General features: G+C 37.6%; 24 protein-coding genes and 2 tRNA genes. 12 read left to right on the top strand and 14 right to left on the bottom strand.

What is annotated here, in order from left to right:
• The 3 genes from EHQ49_RS04895 to EHQ49_RS04885 are packed head-to-tail and all read right to left on the bottom strand — an operon-like array spanning position 1 to position 2154.
• Entirely contained in the window at positions 1-894 is an 894-nt protein-coding gene (locus EHQ49_RS04895) for a transglutaminase-like domain-containing protein (protein ID WP_135576892.1), read from the bottom strand.
• A 48-nt stretch (positions 895-942) separates the two neighbouring features.
• Positions 943-1755, bottom strand: a complete 813-nt coding sequence (locus tag EHQ49_RS04890; RefSeq protein WP_135576890.1) for a transketolase — start codon at positions 1753-1755, stop codon at positions 943-945.
• A gap of 9 nt (positions 1756-1764) precedes the next feature.
• Complete coding sequence (locus tag EHQ49_RS04885) at positions 1765-2154, bottom strand: DUF420 domain-containing protein (RefSeq protein WP_135576888.1); 390 nt, start codon at positions 2152-2154, stop codon at positions 1765-1767.
• Positions 2155-2238: 84 nt separating this feature from the next.
• On the opposite strand from EHQ49_RS04885, the gene EHQ49_RS04880 reads away from it, so the two are divergent.
• The 3 genes from EHQ49_RS04880 to EHQ49_RS04870 all read left to right on the top strand — a co-directional run bounded on the left by EHQ49_RS04880 (position 2239) and on the right by EHQ49_RS04870 (position 3156).
• Positions 2239-2313, top strand: a tRNA-Thr gene (locus EHQ49_RS04880).
• 12 nt (positions 2314-2325) lie between these two features.
• Positions 2326-2407 (top strand) — tRNA-Tyr (locus EHQ49_RS04875).
• A gap of 344 nt (positions 2408-2751) precedes the next feature.
• Positions 2752-3156: a DUF4345 domain-containing protein gene (locus EHQ49_RS04870; RefSeq protein ID WP_135576886.1), complete on the top strand. Its 405-nt coding sequence runs from the start codon at positions 2752-2754 to the stop codon at positions 3154-3156.
• A gap of 8 nt (positions 3157-3164) precedes the next feature.
• On the opposite strand, the gene EHQ49_RS04865 is transcribed toward EHQ49_RS04870, so the two are convergent.
• The 5 genes from EHQ49_RS04865 to EHQ49_RS04845 are packed head-to-tail and all read right to left on the bottom strand — an operon-like array spanning position 3165 to position 8621.
• Positions 3165-3623 (bottom strand): hypothetical protein, encoded by a 459-nt coding sequence (locus EHQ49_RS04865; protein WP_135576884.1) that lies wholly within the window; start codon positions 3621-3623, stop codon positions 3165-3167.
• Entirely contained in the window at positions 3623-4591 is a 969-nt protein-coding gene (locus tag EHQ49_RS04860) for a hypothetical protein (RefSeq protein ID WP_135576882.1), read from the bottom strand. The genes EHQ49_RS04865 and EHQ49_RS04860 overlap by 1 nt, the downstream gene beginning before the upstream one ends.
• Positions 4592-7189, bottom strand: a complete 2598-nt coding sequence (locus EHQ49_RS04855) for a transglycosylase domain-containing protein (protein ID WP_135576880.1) — start codon at positions 7187-7189, stop codon at positions 4592-4594.
• A 15-nt stretch (positions 7190-7204) separates the two neighbouring features.
• Positions 7205-8077 (bottom strand): ChaN family lipoprotein, encoded by an 873-nt coding sequence (locus EHQ49_RS04850; protein WP_135576878.1) that lies wholly within the window; start codon positions 8075-8077, stop codon positions 7205-7207.
• A complete protein-coding gene (locus EHQ49_RS04845) occupies positions 8061-8621 on the bottom strand; it encodes a glutathione peroxidase (RefSeq protein WP_135576875.1) in 561 nt (186 codons plus the stop codon). The genes EHQ49_RS04850 and EHQ49_RS04845 overlap by 17 nt, the downstream gene beginning before the upstream one ends.
• Before the next feature lie 9 nt (positions 8622-8630).
• Between EHQ49_RS04845 and EHQ49_RS04840 the strand changes: the two genes are divergently transcribed.
• The 4 genes from EHQ49_RS04840 to EHQ49_RS04825 are packed head-to-tail and all read left to right on the top strand — an operon-like array spanning position 8631 to position 16360.
• Positions 8631-9497, top strand: coding sequence for a phosphorylase (locus EHQ49_RS04840; protein ID WP_135576873.1), 867 nt, complete (start codon positions 8631-8633; stop codon positions 9495-9497).
• On the top strand, positions 9490-10488 hold the full coding sequence (locus EHQ49_RS04835) for an SPL family radical SAM protein (RefSeq protein ID WP_135576871.1): 999 nt from the start codon (positions 9490-9492) through the stop codon (positions 10486-10488). Before EHQ49_RS04840 ends, EHQ49_RS04835 begins: the two co-directional genes overlap by 8 nt.
• 50 nt (positions 10489-10538) lie before the next feature.
• Positions 10539-14276, top strand: coding sequence for an adenylate/guanylate cyclase domain-containing protein (locus tag EHQ49_RS04830; RefSeq protein ID WP_135576869.1), 3738 nt, complete (start codon positions 10539-10541; stop codon positions 14274-14276).
• Positions 14273-16360 (top strand): adenylate/guanylate cyclase domain-containing protein, encoded by a 2088-nt coding sequence (locus EHQ49_RS04825; protein ID WP_135576868.1) that lies wholly within the window; start codon positions 14273-14275, stop codon positions 16358-16360. Before EHQ49_RS04830 ends, EHQ49_RS04825 begins: the two co-directional genes overlap by 4 nt.
• Positions 16361-16365: 5 nt before the next feature.
• Here the strand turns inward: EHQ49_RS04825 and EHQ49_RS04820 are convergent, their stop codons facing one another.
• Positions 16366-16617 (bottom strand): hypothetical protein, encoded by a 252-nt coding sequence (locus tag EHQ49_RS04820; RefSeq protein WP_244241346.1) that lies wholly within the window; start codon positions 16615-16617, stop codon positions 16366-16368.
• A 219-nt stretch (positions 16618-16836) separates the two neighbouring features.
• On the opposite strand from EHQ49_RS04820, the gene EHQ49_RS04815 reads away from it, so the two are divergent.
• The 5 genes from EHQ49_RS04815 to EHQ49_RS04795 are packed head-to-tail and all read left to right on the top strand — an operon-like array spanning position 16837 to position 21842.
• Complete coding sequence (locus EHQ49_RS04815) at positions 16837-17355, top strand: helix-turn-helix transcriptional regulator (RefSeq protein ID WP_135576864.1); 519 nt, start codon at positions 16837-16839, stop codon at positions 17353-17355.
• 51 nt (positions 17356-17406) lie between these two features.
• Positions 17407-18969, top strand: a complete 1563-nt coding sequence (locus tag EHQ49_RS04810; protein ID WP_135576862.1) for a peptidoglycan DD-metalloendopeptidase family protein — start codon at positions 17407-17409, stop codon at positions 18967-18969.
• Positions 18966-20903: an ankyrin repeat domain-containing protein gene (locus EHQ49_RS04805; protein WP_135576860.1), complete on the top strand. Its 1938-nt coding sequence runs from the start codon at positions 18966-18968 to the stop codon at positions 20901-20903. The genes EHQ49_RS04810 and EHQ49_RS04805 overlap by 4 nt, the downstream gene beginning before the upstream one ends.
• Positions 20903-21337, top strand: coding sequence for a Crp/Fnr family transcriptional regulator (locus EHQ49_RS04800; RefSeq protein ID WP_135576859.1), 435 nt, complete (start codon positions 20903-20905; stop codon positions 21335-21337). The genes EHQ49_RS04805 and EHQ49_RS04800 overlap by 1 nt, the downstream gene beginning before the upstream one ends.
• Entirely contained in the window at positions 21327-21842 is a 516-nt protein-coding gene (locus tag EHQ49_RS04795; RefSeq protein ID WP_135576857.1) for a Crp/Fnr family transcriptional regulator, read from the top strand. The genes EHQ49_RS04800 and EHQ49_RS04795 overlap by 11 nt, the downstream gene beginning before the upstream one ends.
• 5 nt (positions 21843-21847) lie before the next feature.
• Here the strand turns inward: EHQ49_RS04795 and EHQ49_RS04790 are convergent, their stop codons facing one another.
• From EHQ49_RS04790 to EHQ49_RS04770, 5 genes are read right to left on the bottom strand one after another with little or no spacing between them, the layout of a single operon-like run.
• On the bottom strand, positions 21848-22558 hold the full coding sequence (locus EHQ49_RS04790) for an SDR family oxidoreductase (protein ID WP_135576855.1): 711 nt from the start codon (positions 22556-22558) through the stop codon (positions 21848-21850).
• A complete protein-coding gene (locus EHQ49_RS04785; protein WP_135576853.1) occupies positions 22555-23478 on the bottom strand; it encodes a CE1 family esterase in 924 nt (307 codons plus the stop codon). The genes EHQ49_RS04790 and EHQ49_RS04785 overlap by 4 nt, the downstream gene beginning before the upstream one ends.
• On the bottom strand, positions 23475-24008 hold the full coding sequence (locus EHQ49_RS04780; protein WP_135576851.1) for a hypothetical protein: 534 nt from the start codon (positions 24006-24008) through the stop codon (positions 23475-23477). Before EHQ49_RS04780 ends, EHQ49_RS04785 begins: the two co-directional genes overlap by 4 nt.
• Positions 23998-24612 (bottom strand): hypothetical protein, encoded by a 615-nt coding sequence (locus tag EHQ49_RS04775; protein WP_135576849.1) that lies wholly within the window; start codon positions 24610-24612, stop codon positions 23998-24000. The genes EHQ49_RS04780 and EHQ49_RS04775 overlap by 11 nt, the downstream gene beginning before the upstream one ends.
• A gap of 9 nt (positions 24613-24621) precedes the next feature.
• On the bottom strand, positions 24622-25728 hold the full coding sequence (locus EHQ49_RS04770; RefSeq protein ID WP_135576847.1) for a DNA alkylation repair protein: 1107 nt from the start codon (positions 25726-25728) through the stop codon (positions 24622-24624).
• Between the last annotated feature and the right edge of the window lie 102 nt (positions 25729-25830).

Genomic DNA, 25830 nt, shown 5'->3' with positions numbered 1-25830 from the left:
TTATTCCACATGTGTGGATCGACTTTCGAGAATCTGCAGGTGATCTTTGATGGTATTTTCCATTTCTTTGGTTTGGTTGTCCCGATAGATATGAATAAGATTCCTGCACATACGTTTGATCATAGAAAGTGTGGAGGCTTTTGTAAAATATTTAGGTGAATTGGTATAGCCATTTGCTTCTAAAAACTTTTCACAAGTGAATTTATCTAACAAAACTCCACCATGAAATGGATCGATATAAGTAAAATACCCTTCCGATTCATATTGCAAAAGGAAATGAAGTGGTAAATTGGTTCCGTAAAGTGGGAGCCCTAACCTTTGACCAACTAACAAATAGACTACGGAAAGAGATATAGGAATTCCCAATCTACTTTTGATTACCTGAAATAAGTAAGAATTGCCGGGGTCATTATAATTTTGGATATTTCCAACAAATCCTTCTTCTTGGAATAATACTTGGCAAAGGATTTGGACTTTTAATTCATCTGTCAGATAACCAGAATGATCATCATACAATTCAGAAACACGAAGTGCCATACGATCCAATTCATGTTTGATCTCTGCATAATTTTGATCAGGAAAACCTATACTAGAAAGTTGGACACACATCTCTTCTAAATCTTTATAGTGATTTGTGTTTCCGCGTAAGGTGAGTTTGAAGAAAGAATGGCGAAGTCTATGACGAGTGATTTCTGATTTTAAACTACGAGCTTGTACTCTTAAATACGGATCTTTTACTTCTTCCAAAGCAGATTCCAATTGAATCTGCCAAGGAACTCGAGAGGCGATGAGTTTTAATAAAAAACGTTTTTTTTCAGGAGGAGCAATTTCCCAATCATACAATAGACGAGTGATATCGTCTGGATAAAAATCAGGAAAGGAAGTTTGTCCCATAGAAAAACTATCTATATAAAAACAAAAATGTCAATCGAATCTGAAAGATTATACTAATTCCGCAAGTGCTTGTGCTTCTTGTTCTTTGTTTGGAGGAGTTCCATGCCACTTAGGATTATTTTCCATATAAGAAACACCTTTACCTAAGATGGTTCTAAACACAATCAGTGTTGGTCCACCAGTATGTTGTTTTGCTTTTGCAAATGCAGCAAAGATATCTTCCATATTATGTCCGTCTGCATTGATTACGTTCCAACCAAACATCTCGAACTTCTTATCCAATGGTTCTAACTTCATTACTTCTTCTGTATTACCATCAATTTGGATATAGTTACGATCCATAAAAGCAATGAGGTTGTCTGTTTTGAAGTGAACTGCGGACTGTGCAGCTTCCCAAGTCATTCCTTCTCCACATTCACCGTCAGATATGCATGTATAAATTTTATATGTCTCTTTTTTTAATTTTGCACCAAGAGCCAAACCAACAGAAACAGACAAACCTTGTCCAAGTGATCCTGAACTTGATTCGATTCCCTTCATATAACGAGTGGAAGGATGTCCTTGCAGATACGAATTGATGTTGCGAAATGTAAGTAAATCTTCTACGGGAAAATAACCAGAAAGACCCATTGCTGCATAACGAACGGCACAAACGTGACCATTCGAAAGAATGAGGCGATCCCTTTCCGACCATTCAGGATTTTTGGGATCATGGTTCAAAATGGAAGTATAGAGTGCCGCATAGATATCAGCAAGACCGAGAGGACCACCTGGGTGACCAGAGTTGGCAGCCGTAACCATTTTGATTACTTGGATTCGGATATCATTTGCGAATTTTTTTGCGACTTCAATTTTTTCCATGAACATTCCTTAAAGCGGTTTTGATTGAAATAAAAACAGACCGGAGATATAAACAATCGTGTACAATGGCAAAAAGATGTAATGCAATTTTACATGTAAGTTACGTTTTCTTTTCCATCCCAAATAACCCATACACAACATAAGAATGAGAGCGATGGCTGCAAAAAAACGGTGGGTAAGGATGATAAATTCCGGTGCGGTTGGATAAATTTGGTGTTCGGCTATGCCACCTAACAGATATTTCATGCCAAGTAAATAGACCGCCGCAGAAAGATTTGCAAAAATTCCCATGACATTAAAAATCCTGTGTCGTTTTTGGTCTCTCTTTCGAAAGAAATACCCCAAATAGAATGCAATTATGGAGATCGTCATTAGAGAATTGACCAAAAACAGTGCCATCTCCTGTCATTCTGAAAGAATCCACCTCCGCTCAAAGAATTTTTATTTGACCTTAACAGCTTTTCACAAAAATTGGATATGCATGCCGCCTTAGCTCAGTGGTAGAGCAGCTGTTTTGTAAACAGCCGGTCGGAGGTTCAAATCCCTCAGGCGGCTCCATGCAACTTCTTCGGGTAGGTACTCAAGTGGCCAACGAGGGCAGACTGTAAATCTGCTGGTTTTACCTTCGAAGGTTCGAATCCTTCCCTGCCCAAACTAAGTTCCCTTACCACAAGAACAAATCCCCAACTAACAACAAACTGAAGGATTCGAATAGAACCCGAACGACTGCGACCCATAGGAAGCAGTTTCCGCATGGATGCGGAAAAGTGAGTGGTGACGGGCCCGCGCGAACGTAGCCAGGATGGCGAAGTGAAGGGTGGGCGAATCAGGATCACTACCAAACTTGATCCTTCCCTGCCCAAACTAAGTTCCCTTACCACAAGAACAAATCCCCAACTAACAACAAACTGAAGGATTCGAATAGAACCCGAACGACTGCGACCCCACCTAATTATGGATTGTTCTCCCGAACTACGAATGTAATAAAAGGTTCAAATGAACAAAAAAGAAAGAATCCTACAGTTCCTATTTTTCCTTGTGTTTCTGATTGGGCTTTCCGGTGGAATTACCAATTTGATTCGAGGTGTAAGCATCATCCTCCCCGAAGGAACGGAAGTGACCCCTTATGCAGACAATGTATACCGTTATTTAGCAGGGATTCTTTTGGGCGCGAGTCTCATTGCATTATGGATTGCGATTACCATTCGTAAACAAGGGGAGCTCGTTTATATTATGGGAGCTGCCGTTTTTTTATCGGGAATGGGTCGAGTGATTTCCATGACGACGGTGGGAATGCCGGCAGAATCCAGACTCTATGTTTATGTTGGTTTAGAATTAAGTTTACCCATAGTCATATGGATACTACAGTTTCTGAGACAAAAGGAAATAGATTCTAAGTAATAGAGAGACTAGATCACCCAGTTGGGCATCTTCGTGCGATAGAAAAAATATGCTCCGTCTTTTTTTCTTTGCAATTGGACTCCGAACTGACCCCGTTTGGATCGAACCACTGACACCAAAAACATTGACTCTTGCCCTTCCCAAGTTACAGTAGGAAACAACTGTTTGCCAGATCCGTCGTAGAACGCCCACTGTGTTTCCTCAGTCTCCGTTAATTCTTCCGTAAAGAATTGATCTAAACTCATTTCTACTTCCGGTAAAAATTGGCAGGTTACAGAAGGAGCTATCGGATTACGACCAAACACTTGTGAGGATTTCTGTTTGCAAAATCGAATTTGATCCCTGGAAGATCCAACAAGTTCTAATCGTAAGTTTTGTTCTGGTGTGACTAAAAAGTTAGCAAACACTGGATAGGCGATCGTGAAACAGCTTAGCACAAATATTAATATATAAAGTATACGATTCATTAGTTTGTCCCAGGAAAGAGTAATGTTAAAAATTCATTCCCTTCTCTTTCTGCTAAAATACGAATGCTCGGTTCATACGGTTTCCATGAATTGTTGCCATTCGGGGAACAGTAAAAATACAAAAGAGTTTCGATTTCATCTGTCGAGGAAGAAACAAATTTAAATGTAGAACACATTTCTTTTGTATTTCCTTTCAAAACAAGGGATTTGGTAGTTTCCAAGTCAGCTCTAGGTTTGGACCCAAAACTCCCACTCATCCGAAAGTATCTTGCGGAGAGATCATATTCAGTTGTTTGGCGGTAATAAACACCCATCAAATACAATACATCTGATTTTTCTTGGTCAGACCTTTCGGATTCAGACTCTCCAAGTATTGTTTTTAAAAATTCCTTACCTGCATCGGCTCCAATTTTAAACTCAGAAATCCCAGTAAACAAGGGAGTTTTTGCCATCGCCTGGTTCTCCGCATAAATGGATAAAATCACTTTGTATTGTTTGCGTTTCAATAAAATGATAGAAGCAAATTCATATAACTTTTGCGAGTTGGTAACTTTCAAATGATCCGAGAGTTCTGAAAATTTATCAGGGGATGCTTTAGCTGCATGTACATAAGTTGCAGAAAGTTCAGAGACAGTGATTGGTTTATATATTTCTGCTAAATGAGTCCAAATCCAACCCCTTTCCTTGGAAGGGATGATAGAAGGATACTTACTTCCTAAAAATAAGGCATCTAACAACTTTCCATGTTTTTTATATAAAAAGAAAAGGCGAGAGACGACTGCCTTTTGTAATTTTCCCGATGGTTTTTGACTGAGAGCTTTTTCATACAAAGGGATGGCGAAGAGAGTATTCATTTGTTCCATTTCATACCCTTCTTCATAAAATGAATTGGCAAATAAAGAGGGAGAGAATCCAACCAAGAAAAAAATCAAAATGGAACAAAGGAATCTTATATAAATCACTTTCATCTAGTATAGTCCTTTCATTAAATCTTTGTTCTCTGAATGAGTGGCTTTATGATCTTCTGTACAAATTCCTTCAGGAGGAAAATCAGAAAGATAAAGTTCATTTGTTGCAGGACAAGTCGGGGATGCCAATTTTCCCGTTAAAGAACAAATTTTATGCGATTTCGCATATACCGGTTGGCTAAATTGTATTTTAGGAATTATATTTTTTCTATCTATAGAAGAAACAATCTCTCCCCAAAGTGGTGCCGCCACTGCCCCACCAAGTCCGCTACCACCCATTCCAAATTTAGGATTGTCGTATCCAATCCAAACAGCTAATGCTAAGTCAGGTCTTGCACCCACAAACCATGCGTCTTTATAGTCATTTGTGGTTCCCGTTTTTCCGATGAGATCTCCCGCATAACCGCCGCTCCGTACACCACTCGCACGTCCACTGTCTCTGAGTAATGATACCATCACCTCAGCTGTGTCTGGACGAATCACTTGACGTTCCGGAGGTAATTTTAATTTAAACTCATCCGTGCCACCCGCCTCATACAAAACCACACCCTTCGAGTTTTTAATCCGTTGAATGAGATAAGGACGTTTCACTGTACCTTGGTTAACAAAACCGGTAAACGCTGATGCCATTTCCAGTGGTGAGATCTCTAAAGTTCCAAGGGCCAAAGACAAATCTCCCCGATACCGAGCTTTCTTTTCGGCATCACTCGGGAAAAAATATTTTGTAAAATAACGTTCAATTCCAGCACTACCCAATCGTTCCGCAACTTGTACTGCTGCTGTGTTTTTAGATTTTACAAGGGCTGTGCGTAAAGAAATTTCTCCATCAAAACTTCCACCCAAGTTTTCAGGAGCCCATTCCTTCCCACCGCCACCCCGATAGTATAAAGGCGCATCAAGAATTCTTGTTCCAGATTGGATGACACCGGCATCAATGGCTGATGCATATAACACTGCCTTGATGGAACTCCCCGTTTGTCTACGCATTTGTGTGGCACGATTGAACTGGTTTTGTGAGTTAAATTCTTCTCCCCCATGCAAAAATAACACCTGACCTGTGTTTGGCTGTATACCTACAATTGCTGCCTGGACTGAACTTGTATCTTTTTCTGATTCCAAACTATCGGGGTTCCAAACCATTTCATTTAAGATAGATACTTCCTCCATCTTTTGTCTAAATGCTAAATCCATTGGGGATTCTGGTTTTACTCGAACTCGTTTTTTTTGAATTTTCCCAGACTTACGATTCTTGGTTAAATACTCACGAACCATCGGACCAATCAATTCCTGTGCCCCACGATCGAGTGTGGTTTCGACTGTATATCCGCCACTTTCGTAAATATTTTTATCTCCTTCTAAAGAAGAAAGAACCCCACGAACGTGTTCTGTTACATAAGGCGCAATGTCTTGTCTGGAACCAAAAACAGTTTCATTAGGCGAACGAGTGGAAAGGTTATGATAAAAACTAACAAATTTATCTCGGTCTAAGTTGGGATAAATACCTCGATTGCGAAACATTTGTAAAATAGCACGAACACGAGTATAGGAATCCTCAGGGTTTTTTAATGGTGAGTATTTATTAGGTGCAGAAGGAAGAGATGCAAGGAGGACCATCTCTTCTTTACTAAGTTCCATTGGGTTTTTTTGAAAATAAAATTTAATCCCCTCGCCAAATCCAAAGGCACCATGACCTAAATAAACATGGTTCATATAAGTTTCTAAAATTTGTTCTTTAGTGAGTACTGATTCTAGAGCAAAGGCCAGTTGGGCTTCTCGCCATTTACGATTTAAACTTTTACGACGATCATCCAAAATAATTCGAGCCAACTGCTGAGTGATGGTTGAGGCACCTTGTTTATAACTTAAATTAATAATATTTTTAAAAAAGGCTCTGAGAATAGCAGAATAGTCAATACCACCATGAAAGAAAAACTTTTGATCTTCAATGTTCAAAAGAATTGAGATCATATCTTCTGGATAGTCTTGCAAATGCAAGGTGGAAGTTCGTTTCTGAAAAATTTCACTTACCATCTGTCCGTTACGATCTAAAATTTTAGTCGGAATATTTTTGGATAGAGATTCCAAATACAAAGGAACTTCTTTTTTTGTTGTTAACACTCCTGCCACAAAATAAGAGAACCCGAGTATAAATAAAAATAAACAGATAGAAGTAATTGTAAACGCAAGTTTCACATAAGAAAATTTTGGAGACTTACCTCGTCCGCTATTAACACCATTAAGTCTTTGTTTTAATGGTTTGGGTTTGAATGTTCGAACTTCTGGTTCTCTTTCGAAAACCACTTTTCTCTCCCAAAATGGTTTGGATTTTGATTCTGATCTTTCTTTAAAGGAATTTGGTTTGCTAATAGCCGGCGTTGAAATTTTAAACGGTTGAAAGGACTGAGCCGTATCAGAAATCTGTGGTTCCTTTGGAACTACTTTTAAAATTTCAAAACGATAATCAGTAAAATTAAGAATAACTTTTTCACTACAGTGAGCACATGTTAGCTGAAATTTACCTTCCCTTGGAATCGGCTCTGGTAAACGAGATGCCTTTTGGCAATGTGGACAAAGATATTTGGGAGAGGGTGCCGACATAGGTTCTCCCTATTCTTATCGGCCGTTTGTTAAAATTACAAAATCAGCGATTTTCACAAAATCCTGGCTTTCTTCCCGATCTTTAACAAATCCAGAGATGACAAGAACGGAAAGCCCCATTTCTCGTAGTCTGTGGACCACACCACCGGTTCTGTCTGAATGGAAACGGCCGTTCAAATGAATTACTTTTTTTCCCGTTTTGTAGAATTCACGAGAAATCGATTCGGCCATCCCTTGGTCCCAAGTTGCCTGACCCAAAACTAAATAGGAATTCCCGGCTCCGTGACCGGCCCCATGTCCTCCAGCAAACAAAGTCGTTAACCGTTGTTTGTAATCCTCCGTTAAGTATTTTTCTAAACTATAAGCGGGAGGAAGGTAAGGAAGGGCAAGATCAGAAAACTCTCGATAGGCGGACAAACCCTTTCTTGAAATTAAATTTACATAACGTCTCGGAGGATTGGCTGCAACCACATTACATTTTTTTTCCTTCGCGATTGATACTAAGGGTAAATAATCAGTTTTAAAAGATTTCCAATGGGAAGTAGATGCGAGAAAGTGAGATTCCGTAATAGTCCCTTTTAAGAATTCATTAACTATATTTTGTTGGTCTTGTTCCAACATTTCCAACGATAAAGAAGTAGATTCGAGATCAGAAATCCCCTTAAACAAAGTTTCGTAAAAACGATGTAGGTCTTGGTTGTCATGTTCTTCACCAAAAACAACGACATTGTATTTGGACGATTCTTTAACAATATCGGAAATCGAAACAACTTCTGCCGTGGATGTCCGGACAATTTGTACGGACAATGAAGATTCATCAGCGAAAACATTAATACTTAAAAATATAAAAAGAAACGAAAAAACAAATCGATTAAAGAAGATTTTCAATGGCTTGTTTTAACTCCGCAGATTCCGGTTTTGTTCCCGATGGAAATCTCCCAACAACATTCCCATTTTTATCAATTAAGAACTTTTCGAAGTTCCACTTCACATCCCCTTTTTCTTTTGCATTCTCAGTCAAAAATTGATAAACAGGGTCTTTATCGTTTCCGAGAACCTTAGTTTTTTTCATAAGATCGAAAGTGACCCCAAAGTTGAGTTTGCAAAATTCTGCGATTTGGGATTCGGTTCCTGGTTCTTGGCCTCCAAAATCATTGGAAGGAAATCCAACCACCTTTAACCCTTTATCTTTATAAGTTTGATGAACTTTTTCTAAGCCATCGTATTGTGGCGTATAACCACACTTAGATGCAACGTTAACAACTAGGACAGGATGCCCTTTGTATTCGGAAAGGGAAACTTCTTTCCCTTGGATGGATACGGATTTGAAATCATGGAATGACATCTTTTTTCCTCCAGCATAGATATGAAAACCGATAAAGAGAAAAATAGCAAACAAAACTTTTCTTTGCATGGAACCCCCCTGTTTCATGTTTAGACTATGTCTGCATTGTTTTTCGCTGTTCTTTCTGAGGCCAAACCCTGGCTTACAAAATTACAAGCGAAACCTTTGGCCCATTCCGGAAAATTTCGGATCTTTCAAAAAGAATCTCATTATATAATTATTTCCGGCACAGGCAAACTTTCTATGGCTTTGGCTGTTTCAGAATTCTCACATCTCTTATCAAAAGAAAAACGTAACCAAATGAAGGTTTGGAATTTGGGAATTGCTGGTGCCAACTCATCAGAACTTTCATTAGGCGAATTTTTCTGGATTCATAAAATTACAGACTTTGGTTCGCAAAGAGATTTTTATCCCGACAGAATCTTAAACTCCCAATTTAAAAAAGAAACAAACCTCAATACCTTTGATAGACCAATCACCAAAGAAAGGGGTATAGATCGGTTTTTATCTCTCACGGAAGAAGAGTTACAAAATATAAACCTCGTGGATATGGAAGGGGCAGGTTTTTTTGAAGCAGCTTCTCTTTATTTTCCTTTGGAGAACATTGCGTTAGGAAAAGTAGTTTCCGATCACTTAGAAGGAAAGTTTTGTCAAACAGAAGACATTGAAACTATGATGGCAAAAGTTACCGATGATTTGTTTGAAGAATGGATATCTCCATTACCCTGGGCTCATGTTGATGAAATCGACTCCATCGACTGGCCGAGTGTAGAAACATTCATTCAAAATCTTCGCCTAACAGAAACGATGAGACATGATCTAAAAAAATCCATTCGTTATTTCCGATTGCGCCATCCTCATTCACAACTTCCCTTTCCGTTGGAATCTGAGAAAATCAATTTAAAAACCAAAACTGATCTGAAAAACTACTTTGATCAGTGGAGAGAAATCTTACATGTTTAAGGCATTTTCTCATATTTATATTGAAGAAAGTATTTTAGATCATTTTCGTACGAAAGAAATTTTGAATCGATTTCCCAATGCCATCCCCATCCCGATTCGGCATTACAAAGATAGTTTTAATCGAAATTCCCAAAACTTCCGAATCCAAAAAGAATCTCCCAAATTAATTTTGGCAGAAAAAAAAGACCAATTTTTATACAAAGGAAGTGATTTTTCGCCTAACTTTTCTCATCCGCATTTTTATTATAACACACTCGCACTCAACTGCATTTATGATTGTGAATATTGTTACTTACAAGGGATGTTTCCTTCCGCCAATCTCGTGTTATTTGTCAATTGGGAAGATTTTTTTTCGGCCACAAAAGAATTCTTGGATAAAAATCAATCACTCTATCTGGCTTTATCTTATGACACAGACCTTTTGGCCCTAGAATCCTTTTTTCCTGCTACCAAAGCTTGGTTAGAATTTGCGACTACCGAACCAAATCTTAGTTTAGAAATCCGAACCAAGTCAACTAACTACAGTCAAATTGCGAGACACACCCCCAATCCAAATGTGATTCTTGCTTGGACTTTGAGTCCGAAAGAAGTGATTGAAACCATTGAACATGGAACTCCATCGCTACAAGCCCGATTGAAGGCCATAAACCAAGCCATTACAGACGGTTGGAAAGTTCGGATTTGTATTGATCCGATTTTACGAGTTCCCAATTGGCAAACCCATTACCAATCGTTAGCTGAGAAGTTAGGGAAAGAACTAAAAATGGAAGGCATTCTTGACATCAGTATTGGTGGATTTCGAATGAATATTGATTTTTTAAAGCGGATGGTAGACGTAAGAAAGGACTCTTCGATTTTATTTCATCCTTTTGAAAAAAAAGATAAAATCGTTTCTTATTCGAAACAAGAAACAGAAGAAATTTTAAATCTTATGTCAAAGACTCTGCAAAAGTATTTTTTATCTTCTCAAATAAAAGTCAGTTATTCCTGAATTTTTCCTTTTCTTTTCCATCACTAGTTCTTAACCTTAGTAGCCTAACTATGAAGAAAAGAGTCATTTTGTTATTCCTATTCGGTCTGGTCTTTGGATTCTCCCATTGTAAGGAAGTCAATCGCAATAAACCAATCGCAAAGGAAGGGAAGATGGACTTGTCTTTATGGGACTTCTCTAAGGATGGAAATATCACCCTCGACGGAGAATGGGAATTTTATTGGAAACAAACCAACAAAGGAATCCAAATAGATACTGAGCTGGGAAGAGAACCCAAATACATCTACCAAACGGTTCCATCCAACTGGAAAGGTGTTGATTGGTTTGGAGAATCCCTCGATGGATTTGGTTATGCGACATATAAGTTAAAGGTTTTTTTCCCACCAAACACACCGACGCTCGCCTTCCACAACTTAGATCTCTCATCTGCTTATAGATTGTATGTCAATGGCAAACTGGTTGTGGAACAAGGGAGTTTCGGAATCAACCCAAACTACTTCGAACCATCCTATAAATCAGTTCTGATGGATTTGGAACCCCTTTCTGGTGAAACTGAAATTGTTTATGAAATTTCTAACTTCCACTATTCCAAAGGTGGATTTTGGGAAAGTATGGAAATCGGCGAAAGACGAATGTTGTATGACAAGGTCAATCGTAGTTACCAAATCACTTCCTTTCTTGCAGGTAGTATCTTTCTTTGGGCCTTATATCATTTGGGTTTGTTTGTCATGCGCAGACAAGACAAAGCTAGTCTTTTTATCTCACTTTTTAGTTTACTCATTGTTATGCGCCTCCTTACAATTGGCGAAAGGAATATTCTCGACATCTTCCCTGAAATGCCAATGGATTTTCTCATCCGATTGGAATTTGCGACTATCTATATTGCAACGATTGTTTTTGCTTACTTCTATCGATTGGTATTTCCAAACACTGTCGGCCCAAGGACTATGTGGGTTCTATATATCCTCATCACTCCGTTTCTTGTTTCTTTGTTTTTACCGGTCGCCATCTTTAGTGCCAAAATTCATTTTTTTCAAATCTTTTTAATTTCAGTCTGCGTTCGAATCACCATTGCCATTGTTATGGCTTATCGCTCTGATACTGTAGGGGCTGGACTCTCCCTAATTGGATTTAGTTTTGTTTTTGGGACCGTTGTTCATGACATCCTGTATCAAAACAATGTCATCAACACAATGAACATAATGCCTTTTGGTTTTTTAGGTTTTATTTTATTCCAAGGATACATCCTATCCTACGGATTCACAAGAGCTTACCTTTCCATTGAGAAATTAAAAGAACGATTGGAAGTTTCTAATAAAGAATTAAACATTCTTAAAGAAGGACTAGAAGACATTGTTGTCGAAAGGACACATGAATTAGAATATTCGAAAGCAAATATAGAACGACTCAATGAATTTGCAAAAACACTAAATACATCTCTTGAACTAGATAGTATTCTCACCAAAGCATTTGATTATTTAAATGAAGAAGTTTTTTGCGATTCAATGATTCTACTTTTAGTCGATTCTGAAAATTCAAAAATCATTTACCATAAATCGGTTGTATCTCCCAATTCCGGCCTCAATCTTGAGTCTACATTACAAGGTGTAAGTTTTCCTTTAGATCCAAGTGCTGGACTTTTTTATCATGTCTACAAAAGGAACCGTCCCTTTCGGTTTGCCAAGGTTTGGGAATCGCGTCTCAACGAATCCAATCAAAAATTTGTACAATTAATTGGAAAACAACCTGGTATGATCATCCCTCTTAGTTCCCAAGGAAAAGTCATCGCGATGTTGGCTCTTCTTAGCGAACAAAAGGGGGCAAGTTTTTCCAAACCACAACTCCAGTTAGTAGAAAACACTGCAGAAAACATTGCTACTGCTGTTACCAACTCAATTCTCGTGGAAGAAATGAACCGCGAAAAATTCTTTGCAGAAAATGCAAGAATGCAAATGGAAAATGCAAAGAACGAAGTAGTAAAGTTAAATGAATTTACGAAAAAAATCAATTCAGAGTCCAGCCTTTCACAAATTATCGAAGAGATGTTCAACTACATTTTAAAAACATTTGAGATAGAGGCCACACTATTACAACTGATTGATACAAAGAAAAAAGAGTTATACACTTACAATACAACCATACCGACGTATGCGACACAAGAACAGTTGTTATTTGCAAAATCATTCAGGGTTCCTTTAAACGAAAAAGGTGGAATTATATACAAAACCTATGCACGCAAAAAAGCACTATTTGTCCCAAAACCTCCCAAACGATACGAATCCGAGTTAGACGAACAAATTTTTTCAAAACTAAGCCTTACTTCTTTCGTTGCAGTTCCACTTGTAGTTCAAAACGAAGTGATAGGTATGGCTTATTTCACTTCTTATCAGAAACCAATGGAAGTCACTCGCGAAGTACTCCGAAGGATATCGGGATTCTGCGACCAAATTGCAGGAGCCATCCAAAACTCTTTATTGTTACAAATTACGGAAGCAGAACGTAAAAAATCCGAACAAGCAAAAGCAGAAATTCAAAAAATGAATGAGTTTGCAAAAACTGTTAACTCTCAAAACAATTTAGAGAATATTCTGGCTGAAATTTTCGGATTCATTCGAAAGAACTACAAAATAGAACATTGTGTTCTCTATTTTCTCGATAAAGAATATAATGAATTTCGTTACCTTAATCACTCCGGATTTGATTTATTAGTTGATGATAACATAAACTATTTTAAATCCCTTCGTTTTCCTCTTAGAGAAGAAAGTGGGTTCATCTACAAATGTTATCAAAGAAAACGACATTTCTATATGAAAAATGTTCCCAAATCGATGCCATTCGCAATCGACAAACAAATTACAGAAAAATCGGGAATGAAAGGATTTCTCATTTCACCTCTTGTTAACAATGACGAAGTTGTGGCCATGGCAGTGTATGGAATTAGTGATGAAAACATCCAACTGAATACAGATGAAGTGAATTCCATCGTTGGTGTTTCGGAACACATTGCGAGTGCCATCAACAATCATTTTTTACTCAAAAAAATTGAAGAGGAAAAACAAAGATCAGATTCACTTTTGTTAAACATCCTTCCGAAGAACGTGGCCGAAGAGTTACAAAAAAAAGGCAGGGTCAATCCTGTTGAATTTGAAAATGTAACCCTACTTATGACTAGTTTTCCAGGGTTTTCACAAATTACAGGCCAACTTACACCAGAAGAACTCATCGAAGGTTTAGATTTATATTTCTCACGTTTTGATGAAATCATCAAAGCACAAGGAATGGAAAAACTTCGTATGACTGGAGACATGTATCTTGCAGCCGGAGGACTTCCCGTTGGAAACTTTACCCATGCAGTAGATGCATGCCTTGCCGCCTTACAGATTAAAGACGAAGTCAATCGAATGATTGAAGATTTTAGAGACATCCCATTTCGCCCCAATGGAATCACCATTGCAATCCACTCAGGACCGGTGGTGGCAGGAGTCATTGGTAAATCAAAGTTCAATTATGATGTCTGGGGAAAAACGGTAACACAAACCCAGGCCATCCGAAGAGGTGGTGTAGGAATACCAATTAATATTTCCCAAGAAACAATGGAGAAAGTAAAACGACTTTTCCATATCGGCAACCAACGCCAAATCAATACATATGAAGGGGATCAAGTTCCTATTTATGAATTGTTAGCTCTAAAACCTGATTTATCTGATGATACGGGTTCTATGCCCAATGAAAAATTTGGAAGGTTGTACACACAACAAAAACGTGGAGCAAAAATTCTAATCAAATGATCTACGGACTTTTTGGTATCGCCATTCTTTTTATCACAATTCTGTATGGAATATTTTCTTTATACAAACAAAAAGAAGACAGAGACAAGACCATCCTCGAGTTTCAAAACGAATTAGATTTATTAAAAAAAGAATTACTCGAAAAAGAAAAGGAACTGATCAGCACAAAATCGATCTCGGAAGAATTTTCAGACAAACTCGTGGATTCGTATAGTCAACTTTCGGATTTGGATGGACTACTTCGAGAAATCAACTCTGCCTCCGACCTAAAAGACATTTTAAAAATCCTTGGTAGATACATTCGAGAAAAATTTAAAGTTCCCCACTATCTACTTTATGTTTACCAAGAAGAAATCGAAGCATTGGAATTTTTCCATAGTAACTTTCCTTCCGACCTCACAGAAAAAGTAAAAGAAGAAATCATGAGTCGAAACATTCCTGTTTCTGATCCCTATGTGACAATGTATGCTCATGCCTATGTCCGAAAACGCAAACGAAGTTTTTATATCCAAGATTTCGAATCTTACAAAACGGAAGGTGTCGAACTTGCCAACAAACAATCCGCAAATTTAAAATCCTTACTCATTGTCCCCTTACATCTACGAAATAAATTCATCGGAACACTGGATTTATTAGATTATTCTGGAATTTTTGAACTCACCGAACAACAATTAAACCAAATAAAAATTATTGCCGATTATATTGCAGGAACCATTGAAACTGGATACCTACTCAATGAACTCAAAGAGGGAAATCTTGTTATTCAAAAAGAAAAAGAAAACATTGAAATAAATCGATTAAAGTTAGAAAACCTACATCGTTTTAACCGAAGAATTAATTCTTTTTCACAGATAGAAGATATTGCAAGAGAGGTATTTACTTACCTTAAAATCAATCACAGAGTGGAGTTAGGATTCGTACTTCTTGTTGATCCAAAAACTAATTCTCTAGTTCCACTTATGGAAGGAGCTGAGGTCTTTAATAAAGGTCTCCTCGTAACTAATTTCCTGCGAACCTTTCGACCTATTTTATCACCAAACATAGGCTCTCTTTTCAGAACCTACGAAAAACAAAAAACTGTTTACTTGAAAAAATCAATCAAATGGAAACAATTATCGACAATTGATACATCCATTGTCGACAGTTTCAAATTAGAATTGTTTGGACAAATCCCACTCGTTGTTCAAGGACAAACCATCGGAATCATTTGTGTCACTCGTCTCACAAGAGAACAAGATTGGACAAAAGATGAATTTTCAGAAATCACTTCTTTTTGTGAACAAGTGGCGGGTGCCATTCACAATGCAAATCTTAGGCGAGACTTAGAGAAAGAAAGGGAAAAAACCCTTCACTTCATTCGAAATATTTTACCGGGAGATTTAGCAGATGAACTGATTGAAAGAGGAGAAGTTGCCCCAATGGAATACGAGTCAGTGAGTATTCTATTCACTGACTTCAAAAACTTTACATCTGCGGCAGAATCCCTTTCCCCAGAAGATTTGATTGAACAACTAGATGGTTGTTTTTCTCAGTTTGATGATATTGCAGTTCGTCATAATTTCGAAAAATTAAAAACCATTGGAGACTCCTATATGGCAGCCGGTGGGATTCCACAGGGGAATTTCACTCATCCAGTGGATGCTTGTCTTTTTGCTATGGAAATAAAATCCTTTATGACCCAGATCCGATCATTCAAACAAATGTTAGGTCAAGAATTTTGGGAAATCCGAATTGGTATCCATACAGGACCAGTTGTTGCAGGAGTCGTTGGGAAAACAAAATTTGCGTACGATGTTTGGGGGGATACTGTCAATACGGCAAGTCGTATGGAAAGTTCGGGAGATGCAGGAGAAATCAATCTTTCTGAGACTACTTATGATAAAGTAAAACGATTCTTCGAATGTGAATACCGCGGCAAAGTGAAAGCCAAAAACAAAGGTGAACTCGGAATGTATTTTCTAAAGAGATTACGCCCTGAATTCTCAAGAGATGCTGACGGTATGGTTCCCAACCAAATCTTTTTGGATTTATATAAAAATTTACAGATTGGTGCCAAAATCATCTACAGACAAACCGGTTCTTAGAATGTTTATCTACTTCCAGAAGAACTAGATCCACTACCTGATCCAGATCCTGAACTAGAACTACTTCCACCCCTATTTCCGGAACTCGAGGAACTGCTGGATCTTGTCGTAGTAGAACTGCTAGTGGATGCAACTGGACATTTTTCATAACACATCACATACATAGTGACACAAGTCACTGTGGTTGCGGTTGCATTGTCTAGCTGAGGTGCAAGGGCCAATGCACAAACAAATTGTTCGCGGACACATCGATCCATACATTGAGATCTTGTCTCATAGTTTTTTGAATTGGAACATCCGGTAAACGCCAATACAAATCCGAAAGAAAGAAACAAAAGTCTTAACATCCATCGGCTCATGTAAATAGAATCTCACAATTTCACCAAACTTTCTATGGAGGATATCCGCAAATGTGGAGACTACCTAAGAAACTGACTTGCGTATACAGGGACTAGTTACAAAGTTTAGATAGAAATATGGACACTCGCAAGGTACGAATTCTTTTTTTAGCATTTTACGTTCTATCTCTTATTGTTTGGATTGCTGAAGAAATTTTCACCCTTACCAACCCTCCAGAATACTTTGATCGATTCCGAATTATCATCGCCACGGTAGAGTCCTTCATTGCCCTCTCTTCCTTTCTTGTGGTCTTCATTCTTTACAAAGAATTGAAAGCTGAGGCGGTCGAAAACGTACAAGCAAAGTCCCAAATCCATGACTTAAAACGTACAAATAGAATTTTAAAAAATCCAGAACTAGGATTTTGGGCAGAGGCAAAGGCCCAAATGGAAGAATGGAAGTTGTCCGAAGCAGAAACGGAGATAGCCATTCTTTTACTACGCGGATTTTCCCAAAAACAAATTGCTGCGGTTCGAAAAAAAAGCCTACGTACCATCGAAAACCAAACCGCTGCCATCTACGAAAAATCCTCCATGAGAGGCAAACTGGAATTTATTTCTTACTTTTTAACTCCCCTGTTACCCGAGGAAGATTAAACAAAAAACCTTGACCATTCGCATTTTCTTTGGTTATTTATAGCTTGTTTTATGAAAAATCAGAGAACCCTTCGAACGTCTATTTTTCTATTGTTTTTGGCTTACCCTCTTCTTTCTCAAACTTCGTTAGAAGAAAGGGACAAACAAAGACAATCCGGGCTTGTCACTGCAAACCAAAAGAAACAGGAAGAAATTTTACAAAAGTACAATGACTTTGTGAATCGTGTACAAACCAAATTTCCCGGTCTTAAAATTTCCTCTTCCCCCATCGACCTTAAACAAGCGGAAGGAATTGCAGACCATAACGCAGCACCAGGGAACAAAGATAAAAAATCAAAATCTCTTTCCGCGATTGCGGGAGATCATTTTTTCTTACAATTAGAACCTACAAACAATCCCTCTTCTCGGTCTGCAGTGAAAGTGAAAAAAGGGGATTCATTGGAAGTGGTTATGGTCTTAAAACAAGATGTAACCGCAAAAAAAGAAGGATCTCACTGGGTTCTTGTTCGCACAAAATCCAAACAGGAAGGATATGTTTCCCAAGATTTACTTTCTGCGACTAAACCAGCAGTTAAGTCAAGAAACACGGAAGGACTTTCTTTAGACCTATCTTCGCTTTCGGGAAGGGTGTCCGAAACACCTAACTCAGGTTATTCCGATTCAAAAAAAGGAAAAGACATGTGGGTAGAAGCAAGTTCTCTCAATATGAGAGGGGAACCCGATGTCAATGCTTATGTTGTCGCAAGATTACCGAAAGGCCTCAAGGTCAAAATCGAAACGTCAACTAACACAGAAGAAACGATCGATGGAATCACTTCCCTTTGGCACCAAGTTTCTTCTGCTTACGGAAACGGCTGGGTGTTTGGTGGTTACTTGAGTGCCTCAGAAGTTGTATCCTATGACGTCCAACCAGGTGAAATTTCTTACCCACAAGAAAATCCCGATGAACTAAAAAACGGTGAAAAACGATATGTTCGTTCCACAAGTTTAAGAATGCGCGATGAACCCAATGACTATGGATCTGTGGTGACAACAATTCCTGGAGATGAAAAAATCAAAATCATTGATACAAAAAAAGAAATAGAAACCATTGGTGGAGTTCGTTCCAAATGGCTTTACGTTTCTTGGAATGATGAATGGGAGGGTTGGGTATTTGGAGGATTTGTTTCCAAAGATCGTGGACCTCTTGTTGATAGTGATGATATTTCCAAATACTTTCAAATCCCTGTGGATAATGATCGTTACGTTTCCTCAAACTTTGGAACAAGAGTGGATCCGGTCACAGGAAAAGTCGGTGCCTTCCATTCGGGAATAGATTTACCTGCATCCATTGGTACTCCCATAAAGGCTGTGAGCGATGGAAAAGTGTGGAGAACAACAACAACTAGCGGTGGTTATGGGATGCTCACTATCCTTAGCCATAAAAACAATATATTCACCTACTACGCCCACCAAAATGAACGCCAAGTAAAAGAGGGTGACACAGTCCGATCAGGCGATATCATTGGTCAGGTAGGAAACACCGGTAAATCTACCGGCCCACATTTACATTTTGAAGTTAGGAAAGGCCCAGACCAACAAGCTTTGGATCCGGATGCTTATTTACCCAAATGAAACAGAATTTTTTTACTTTTAGTTTATCCCTTCTACTTGTTTTTTCAGAAACTAGTTTTGCTCAAGAAAACTCGGTAGAAACTACATCAATCACTGCTACCGCTCCCGACATGGTACAAATTCTATCCAAAGGGAGTTTGAAGGAATTCGAAACTGCGATTACCAATGGTGGAGATATCAATGCCAGCGACGAATCAGGTAAAACTCTACTTGTTTTGGCTGTGGAAAAAAACAAACCCAAACAGTTTGAAATATTACTCACACAAGGTGCAGATCTAAACAAAAGAGATTTATCCGGCAAAACATTGTTACATTATGTGGTCACTTCACGATTCACAAACCAAATCAAAACCATTGTCGAAAAAGGTGCCGATTTAAATGCATATGATGCCGACGGGAATACTGCTCTTCATGTGGCAGTACTGAAAGCCAATCTCGCCGTACAAAAGTTACTGATCGAAAGTAAAGCAGATGTGAACCTAAGAAACAATCCAAGAAAGTCTCCACTTTACTTAGCTTTTGAAAAATCAAAGTTGGATTCAATTACTTATCTCCTTCAAAATGGGGCAGACATCAACCTTCCTGACCTAACGGGAAGAACTCCAGTTTTTGTAGCCATCGATCAAAAAAACTTAAAACTTTTGAACCTAAGTCTAGACTCCAATGGGAATCCAAATACCGAAGATACTAAGTCCATCCGTCCGATTGTTTTTACTCTCGAGAAAGGTTTTACCCAAGGATTAGAAGTTCTTCTAAACCGCGGTGCTGATGTAAATGCAAAAACTCCAGAAGGGGAATCTTTACTTTTTTATGCTGTAGAAAAAAAGAACCTAACAGCAGTAAATTTATTACTCAAAAAAGGACTTAATGTAGATTCCAAAAACTTACAAAACAAAACTCTATTTGAAATCGCTTTGCAAAAAAATGATTCCAATCTTTTGAAACTGGTTTTGGATGCAGGTGCCAACCCCAATCAAAACCTTTCCACAAATAAAAATCCTTTAGAGGAATCCATTGAAGCTTCTAAATGGGCAGTGGCAGAAATTCTAATACAAAAAAATGCAGATGTATTAACACCGAACCTATCCGGATATCTTCCCATTCATTTAGCTTCCAGAAAATCAGGTCTAAAAATCGTTGAAGAATTGGTGAAAAAAAATGTTCCCGTGGATGTCATAAACCAAAAGACAAATGAAACCTCACTTTCATTAGCTCTAGAAAACAAACAACTATCCATTGCAAAATTTCTTTTATCTAAAAAAGCAAACCCCAACCAAAAGCAAAAAGATGGTGCCAGTTTGATTTTTTCGACCATTGAGCGAAAAGATGCAGAAGCATTTAAACTTTTAGTTGGCGCCGGTGCCGATTTACAATCCTTAAATGAGGAAGGTGAAAACTTAATCACAACGGTTTGTAAATTGGATATTGATAAAAAAGAACAAAAGTTTGCGGATGAAACGATCAAACTTCTTGTCACAAAATCAGTGAACCCAAACACAAAAAACAAACGAGGGTTAAGTGCTCTTCATATAGCACTCAACAGAAATCGTTTAGAAACAATGTCTCAACTGATTACGTTAGGAGCTGATCCCAACCTAACAGATAACAATGGACTAACGGTTTTACACAAAGCCATCCAAAAGTTTTTATCCTCAAAAGAGAATACACAAACAGAAAGTTATAAGAAATTAGTACTATTCCTAGTAGAAAGAAGAGCGAACTTAAACCAACAGGATAAATTAGGGAAAACTATACTTTCCGAACTAGCAATCCAGTTTGATCCTGGTAAAAGTGATTCCATTTTGGAATTGGCAAGAGTCTTTGTTTTAAATGGCGGAGATTCTAAAATAGAAGATAAAACGGGAAAATCTCCTCTTGAATATGCGGAGGATAAGAAAGTACCTGAACTGATTGAGATTTACCGCGGCCTTTAATGTCCATTCCGAAAAAAGACAATCGAATCAACATCTTTGACTTCGTTAATACTGTCCCTACAAAGACATTCAAACGAGGTGAAATCATTGTTAGAGAAGGAGAACCATCTAACGAGAAGATGTATTTCATCTTAAGTGGTTCTCTCTCTGTAGGCATGGGAGCACCTGACCAAGGAAATTTCCATGAAGTAAGAAAACTTTCCACAGGCGAATTTTTTGGAGAGATTGCTCTCATCTCTAGTCACCCAAGGGCTATGACAGTTTTTATAGACTCGGACCGAGCACAACTAGGTATCTTAGATAAACAAAATCTAACTCGCATTGCCAATTCAAATCCGATGTTTGTTTACGCATTGTTACAAACTTATGTAGAACGTTTGATTGAAGCAGAACAAAAACTAAAAGATCTTTCGGAGTTGAGTGATGGGACTTAAAGAATCTCTCGCAAAATTAAGTATGATCAATATCAAACGTGGAGAAGTTCTCTTTAAAGAGGGCGTTCCTTCCAATGGAGCCATGTTTTTTTTGTTCGAAGGCCAATTAGATATTTATAAACAAATCGAAGGTAAACACGCCAAACTAAGAAGTATCCTTCCTGGTGAGTTTTTTGGTGAGATGGCCATTATTAATAATAGCCCAAGGGCGGCATCGATCGTTGTCGTTTCAGAAACGGCAAAATTAGGAATCATCAACCGGACTACCTTTGTTCAAATGAGCCAGGAAAGCCCAGAGTTTTTGTTTTTGTTACTTAAAAAAGTAATAGAACGACTTTATGAAACTGATGGAAAAATTCGAGCCATCAAACGACAACAAGACGAAGACTCTGCTATTGCCAAAGTTATCCCTGGATCAGGTGCAGGCTCAAGTGAAAACGAAATGGGAGATGGAGAGGCACCACCAGAACCATTCTCTGATGAAACAACACCCGTTGGTGAATGATTCAGTTAGATTTGTTTTTTACGTTTTAACTTAAACAATTCTGGAGAAATCTGGATTTCAGGTACAATCCAACCTTTATCACTAATGATTAGCTCTTCAATCACTTCCGCTATTTGATCGGGTAACAAATAAGATTTTGGATCCTCATCAGGTTCAAAATTCAGATGATTGTAAAAATCGGTTTTGGTTATATCAAGAATGATCAAATGAACTTTAACGCTGAACTTCCGTAGTTCAGAAAATAACTCTCTTGCGTAATGATGGATTCCTGCTTTGAGAGAGGCATAAACATTCCCCCAAGGCGAAATTTCCTTTCCCGATACAGAACCCATAAAAATAATACGGCCTTGATTTTGTTTTAGATATCGGGTCAAAAGACTTGTCAATAACATAGGAGCTGTTATATGAAGATTTACCATCTCTCTAATTTTTTCCGAAGAAAGTTCTTCTACTGGGGCAAAATAGGCAAGTCCCGCGTTATGAACCAATAAACTAATTTCCTTTTTATCTGGAATACGACCAAGTAATTGGTCGATTTGTTTAGGATCAGAAAGGTCACAAGATATCAAATGAAAAAGTTCATTTTGGTAAAGGCAGTTTTCTGGTTTTCTAGAAATTCCATAAACTTTGTATCCCAAACCAACTAACATTTGAGAAATAGAAAGCCCAATCCCGCGAGAAGCCCCAGTGACTAAAGCAACTTTTGATAAACTCACAGACTTTCCATAAAGTCCCAAACAAGTTGAGAACCATCCAACACTTTCGTTGTTTTCCCTTGATCAATAAATGGAATCATGGGTGTTTCTCCTGGCCAACTATGACCAAGCCCATTCAGTTGGATCAAACCAACTTTTGTATTATTAGCACAGGATTCATAACGAAAAAAATCGATTTTTAAATCAGAAAGTTCTTCCTTATCCTCTTTATAATTTTGCGTTTTTTTAGTTATAGAATCAGTACAAGAGTTCCACTCTTTCCAACGCAAAATTGAATCATCTACAGAAAGGATTTCTCCTCCATCTCTCACGTAACCTCCGCTATACGGAACAAGTGGGTCATCAGTGCCTGCCATTATCCCAATAGAGACCGGATTTGTTTTTAATAATGACTTTCTTTTGAGCGTAAAAACCGATATTTGGGCTGCCACACTCAAAACACCTTTCCACAAATCAGGTTTTTCTACTGCCAGTCTTTGGGCCATAAAACCACCATTAGAATGACCAACCAAAAAAACCTCTTTCGAATTAACCGAACCTTCAGAAATCAATCGTTTTACAATAGATTCAATGAAAGTGACATCGTTGATTTGATTTTCGTCTGCAGGAGTATTTCCCCTTCCATCAGCCCAACTCCTTCTATATCCATCAGGAAACACCACAATAAAACCTTTTGAATCTGATAAAAGATCCAATTTGGTTTGTTTGATCATAGTTAACCCAGACCCAAATCGACCATGCAGAGCAACTAACAAAGGAGCAGGTGATCCATTCCAATTTTTTGGATAATGAACAATATAGGTCCTTTCATGGTTTTGAATGTTGATCAAATCAAATTTTTCATTAGGCAAAAGTTTTCGATTCAAACTCATACAAGAAAAGATCAAACCAGAGAAAAGAATCAAACAAAGGATCTTCATATATCTTTCATCTCCAATTCCGTAGCATCAATTAATTGTTCTTTATAAATTCGATTAGGCCATTGAGTGATCATAAAAATTATCACCGGAATCCCTCGCCATTGATCCATTCCAATTTCATATACTGATTCTCTTTCAATCACACCTAATTTTGAATATCTAAATGTAAGAGTTTGTTCTGTTCTTATATGAGAAGGAACGAAACCGCCAGTAAAGAAGGTAAGTAAGATATTGACTCGATGTAGAAATAAATATTGGTAAACTGGTTCTTTTTTTTGAAGAATCAATTCTAATTCTAACTGAGAACTAGGGTCTTCCAACAATCCTCTTTTTATTAAAGTATTATGTATTGTGTTCTTTTCTTTTTCATACCGGTAGAAGCCTGTAAACAATAACCTTACTTTCTCTCTATTGATTGGTTGAAATTTACGTTCTTTTGATGTCACTGGGTCGGGAAAAGCTGCACAATTACAAACCAGCAGAACCAACATTATGTGAATAAGAACTAAAACATTCGGTCTATAATTCATGATCAGTATCCCCTAAGAATTTCGAAACTTTTTCTGTAAGAATTGGTTTCCATTCCTTCCGATCATCTCCCCACATTAAAAGTAAAGAGATCCAACCAAACACACGGTAGGATTCCATGGGATAACGATATTCTTTTTCCAATTTCCCTTTTTTGTTTAACCGGAAAACTAAATAGTCATCATCTCGATCAATGTCCGGGATGACAAAAAAAGTCGAAATCGCGAGAAACCGATTGAGTAAATAAACACCAAATCTTTCTGGATTTCGTTCTGGTAGATAGGAAACAGGCTCAGATGCCTCTCCTAGAAAAAACTTAAACTTCGGACTTGATTCCAAAATGATTTGTAAATGTATATCTGCGTTAGTTTGGTTTTGATACCGCACAGATGTAAATTTTCCCGACGTTTGTAAGGCCGCTAGTATATAAGAAATTCTACGTCTGTCCGCTTCATCATCCCAGCCAATCAATTCGTAACTCAACGACCTATCTTTGTTGTATTTCGAAAAATCAATTTTTGGTCTCTCTGAAGAATAAAAAACAGCACATGAGGAAAGCGGAAGAAAAATAATAATCCCAATAATATTAAAAATGATCTTTTGCAAAATCGATTCCTATCCTCTTTTTAATTCAAATTTTTGTAATTTGTATTCATTACCATTAAGCAATATAGATATTGTTTGTGTGCCCGGATAATAGACCCGAGTAGTGATGGGGGCAAAAGAATGTCTTTTGGTAATTTTAAGCTTTTCATTCGGTAATAACAATTTTTCTCCCAGCTGAAATACCTTATAACCAAACGAACCATTCGATAATAAAAATCCAATTTTGTATTCCATTCTTACCTTCGTTTTATTCTTGGAGGATTGGTTTAGTAAAATTTCAAACTCAAGGGAATCTCCGACTTTGATTACTTTATTCAATAAGGAAAATTTTAATTTTGCTGGTTCCCATTTTGTATTATAAGAAAAGAAACCTAAGGCTTTTTGATTTCCTTTTTTTAGAAGTGTACGTAGTGCATGTTTTAAATTTTTATCTAACTCTTGTGATTTTCCAAACTTATTCTTACAAAACTCTAATACCAAGTCAGGATTTAACTTAGAAATATCATTCAAATGATTAGCGACACTCCTGCGAACAATATCATTTGGATCATTCCAGAGAGTTTCCAATATTGATAAATGAATTTCAGGATTTTTTTTAATTTCAGGAATCCCAACCCCCCAAGGTAACATAGGTCGGCTGCCTTCACTAGCCAATCTTCTAACAAATGGTTCTTTGTGATTTGACCATTTATGCATTTGTTTTAATGTTTTATCAAAATGTTCTTTGTAGAAAAAACGAATCGCAAATTCGGCACTAGAAAACACTGTAATTTTTTCCAAAACCTTCACAGAAGTTTCGAAATCATCTAACCCCGTTTTGGTGACTATATCATTCAAAAAAATATATGGAAAATTAAAATCAGAAATTCCATGATCACGAAGTCTATCAATCAATAGGATTAAGTTTGGGTAAATTTTAGTTATGGGACCTTCCCAATAGCGAATCAAAACATCGGAGAGCCGATTGATCCTTTCCTTTAATTCCATCTCCTTCCACGGAGAGGAAAACACATGTTTCTGAAATTCCAGCGGATTGATTTTAGAGTCAACAACACTTAAATGATTGCCTAACCCAAGGACCCATTCCCGGGAATACATTTCTTTCAAAGGTTCCATATGAACTAGAACGAAAGTAAATCTTCCCTATTCCCAATGGAACCGAAAAAGGGAACCTTTGCTAATTTACGCACTCTATATATTGAAAAGCTTGGATCGATT

The organism is Leptospira perdikensis, assembly GCF_004769575.1.
Classification (GTDB): Bacteria; Spirochaetota; Leptospiria; order Leptospirales; family Leptospiraceae; genus Leptospira_A; species Leptospira_A perdikensis.
This window is presented reverse-complemented; position numbering and strand designations above follow the sequence as displayed.

What these genes read in the sequence shown, in the direction of transcription:
- EHQ49_RS04870 (WP_135576886.1), top strand. Translation starts at nt 2,752, where the DNA reads ATGAACAAAAAAGAAAGAATCCTACAGTTCCTATTTTTCCTTGTGTTT.
- EHQ49_RS04840 (WP_135576873.1), top strand. Translation starts at nt 8,631, where the DNA reads ATGTCTGCATTGTTTTTCGCTGTTCTTTCTGAGGCCAAACCCTGGCTT.
- EHQ49_RS04895 (WP_135576892.1), bottom strand. Translation starts at nt 894, where the DNA reads ATGGGACAAACTTCCTTTCCTGATTTTTATCCAGACGATATCACTCGT.
- EHQ49_RS04855 (WP_135576880.1), bottom strand. Translation starts at nt 7,189, where the DNA reads ATGTCGGCACCCTCTCCCAAATATCTTTGTCCACATTGCCAAAAGGCA.
- EHQ49_RS04805 (WP_135576860.1), top strand. Translation starts at nt 18,966, where the DNA reads ATGAAACAGAATTTTTTTACTTTTAGTTTATCCCTTCTACTTGTTTTT.
- EHQ49_RS04795 (WP_135576857.1), top strand. Translation starts at nt 21,327, where the DNA reads ATGGGACTTAAAGAATCTCTCGCAAAATTAAGTATGATCAATATCAAA.
- EHQ49_RS04835 (WP_135576871.1), top strand. Translation starts at nt 9,490, where the DNA reads ATGTTTAAGGCATTTTCTCATATTTATATTGAAGAAAGTATTTTAGAT.
- EHQ49_RS04810 (WP_135576862.1), top strand. Translation starts at nt 17,407, where the DNA reads ATGAAAAATCAGAGAACCCTTCGAACGTCTATTTTTCTATTGTTTTTG.
- EHQ49_RS04770 (WP_135576847.1), bottom strand. Translation starts at nt 25,728, where the DNA reads ATGGAACCTTTGAAAGAAATGTATTCCCGGGAATGGGTCCTTGGGTTA.
- EHQ49_RS04860 (WP_135576882.1), bottom strand. Translation starts at nt 4,591, where the DNA reads ATGAAAGTGATTTATATAAGATTCCTTTGTTCCATTTTGATTTTTTTC.
- EHQ49_RS04890 (WP_135576890.1), bottom strand. Translation starts at nt 1,755, where the DNA reads ATGGAAAAAATTGAAGTCGCAAAAAAATTCGCAAATGATATCCGAATC.
- EHQ49_RS04815 (WP_135576864.1), top strand. Translation starts at nt 16,837, where the DNA reads ATGGACACTCGCAAGGTACGAATTCTTTTTTTAGCATTTTACGTTCTA.
- EHQ49_RS04865 (WP_135576884.1), bottom strand. Translation starts at nt 3,623, where the DNA reads ATGAATCGTATACTTTATATATTAATATTTGTGCTAAGCTGTTTCACG.
- EHQ49_RS04785 (WP_135576853.1), bottom strand. Translation starts at nt 23,478, where the DNA reads ATGAAGATCCTTTGTTTGATTCTTTTCTCTGGTTTGATCTTTTCTTGT.
- EHQ49_RS04830 (WP_135576869.1), top strand. Translation starts at nt 10,539, where the DNA reads ATGAAGAAAAGAGTCATTTTGTTATTCCTATTCGGTCTGGTCTTTGGA.
- EHQ49_RS04845 (WP_135576875.1), bottom strand. Translation starts at nt 8,621, where the DNA reads ATGAAACAGGGGGGTTCCATGCAAAGAAAAGTTTTGTTTGCTATTTTT.
- EHQ49_RS04800 (WP_135576859.1), top strand. Translation starts at nt 20,903, where the DNA reads ATGTCCATTCCGAAAAAAGACAATCGAATCAACATCTTTGACTTCGTT.
- EHQ49_RS04825 (WP_135576868.1), top strand. Translation starts at nt 14,273, where the DNA reads ATGATCTACGGACTTTTTGGTATCGCCATTCTTTTTATCACAATTCTG.
- EHQ49_RS04820 (WP_244241346.1), bottom strand. Translation starts at nt 16,617, where the DNA reads ATGGATCGATGTGTCCGCGAACAATTTGTTTGTGCATTGGCCCTTGCA.
- EHQ49_RS04885 (WP_135576888.1), bottom strand. Translation starts at nt 2,154, where the DNA reads ATGGCACTGTTTTTGGTCAATTCTCTAATGACGATCTCCATAATTGCA.
- EHQ49_RS04780 (WP_135576851.1), bottom strand. Translation starts at nt 24,008, where the DNA reads ATGAATTATAGACCGAATGTTTTAGTTCTTATTCACATAATGTTGGTT.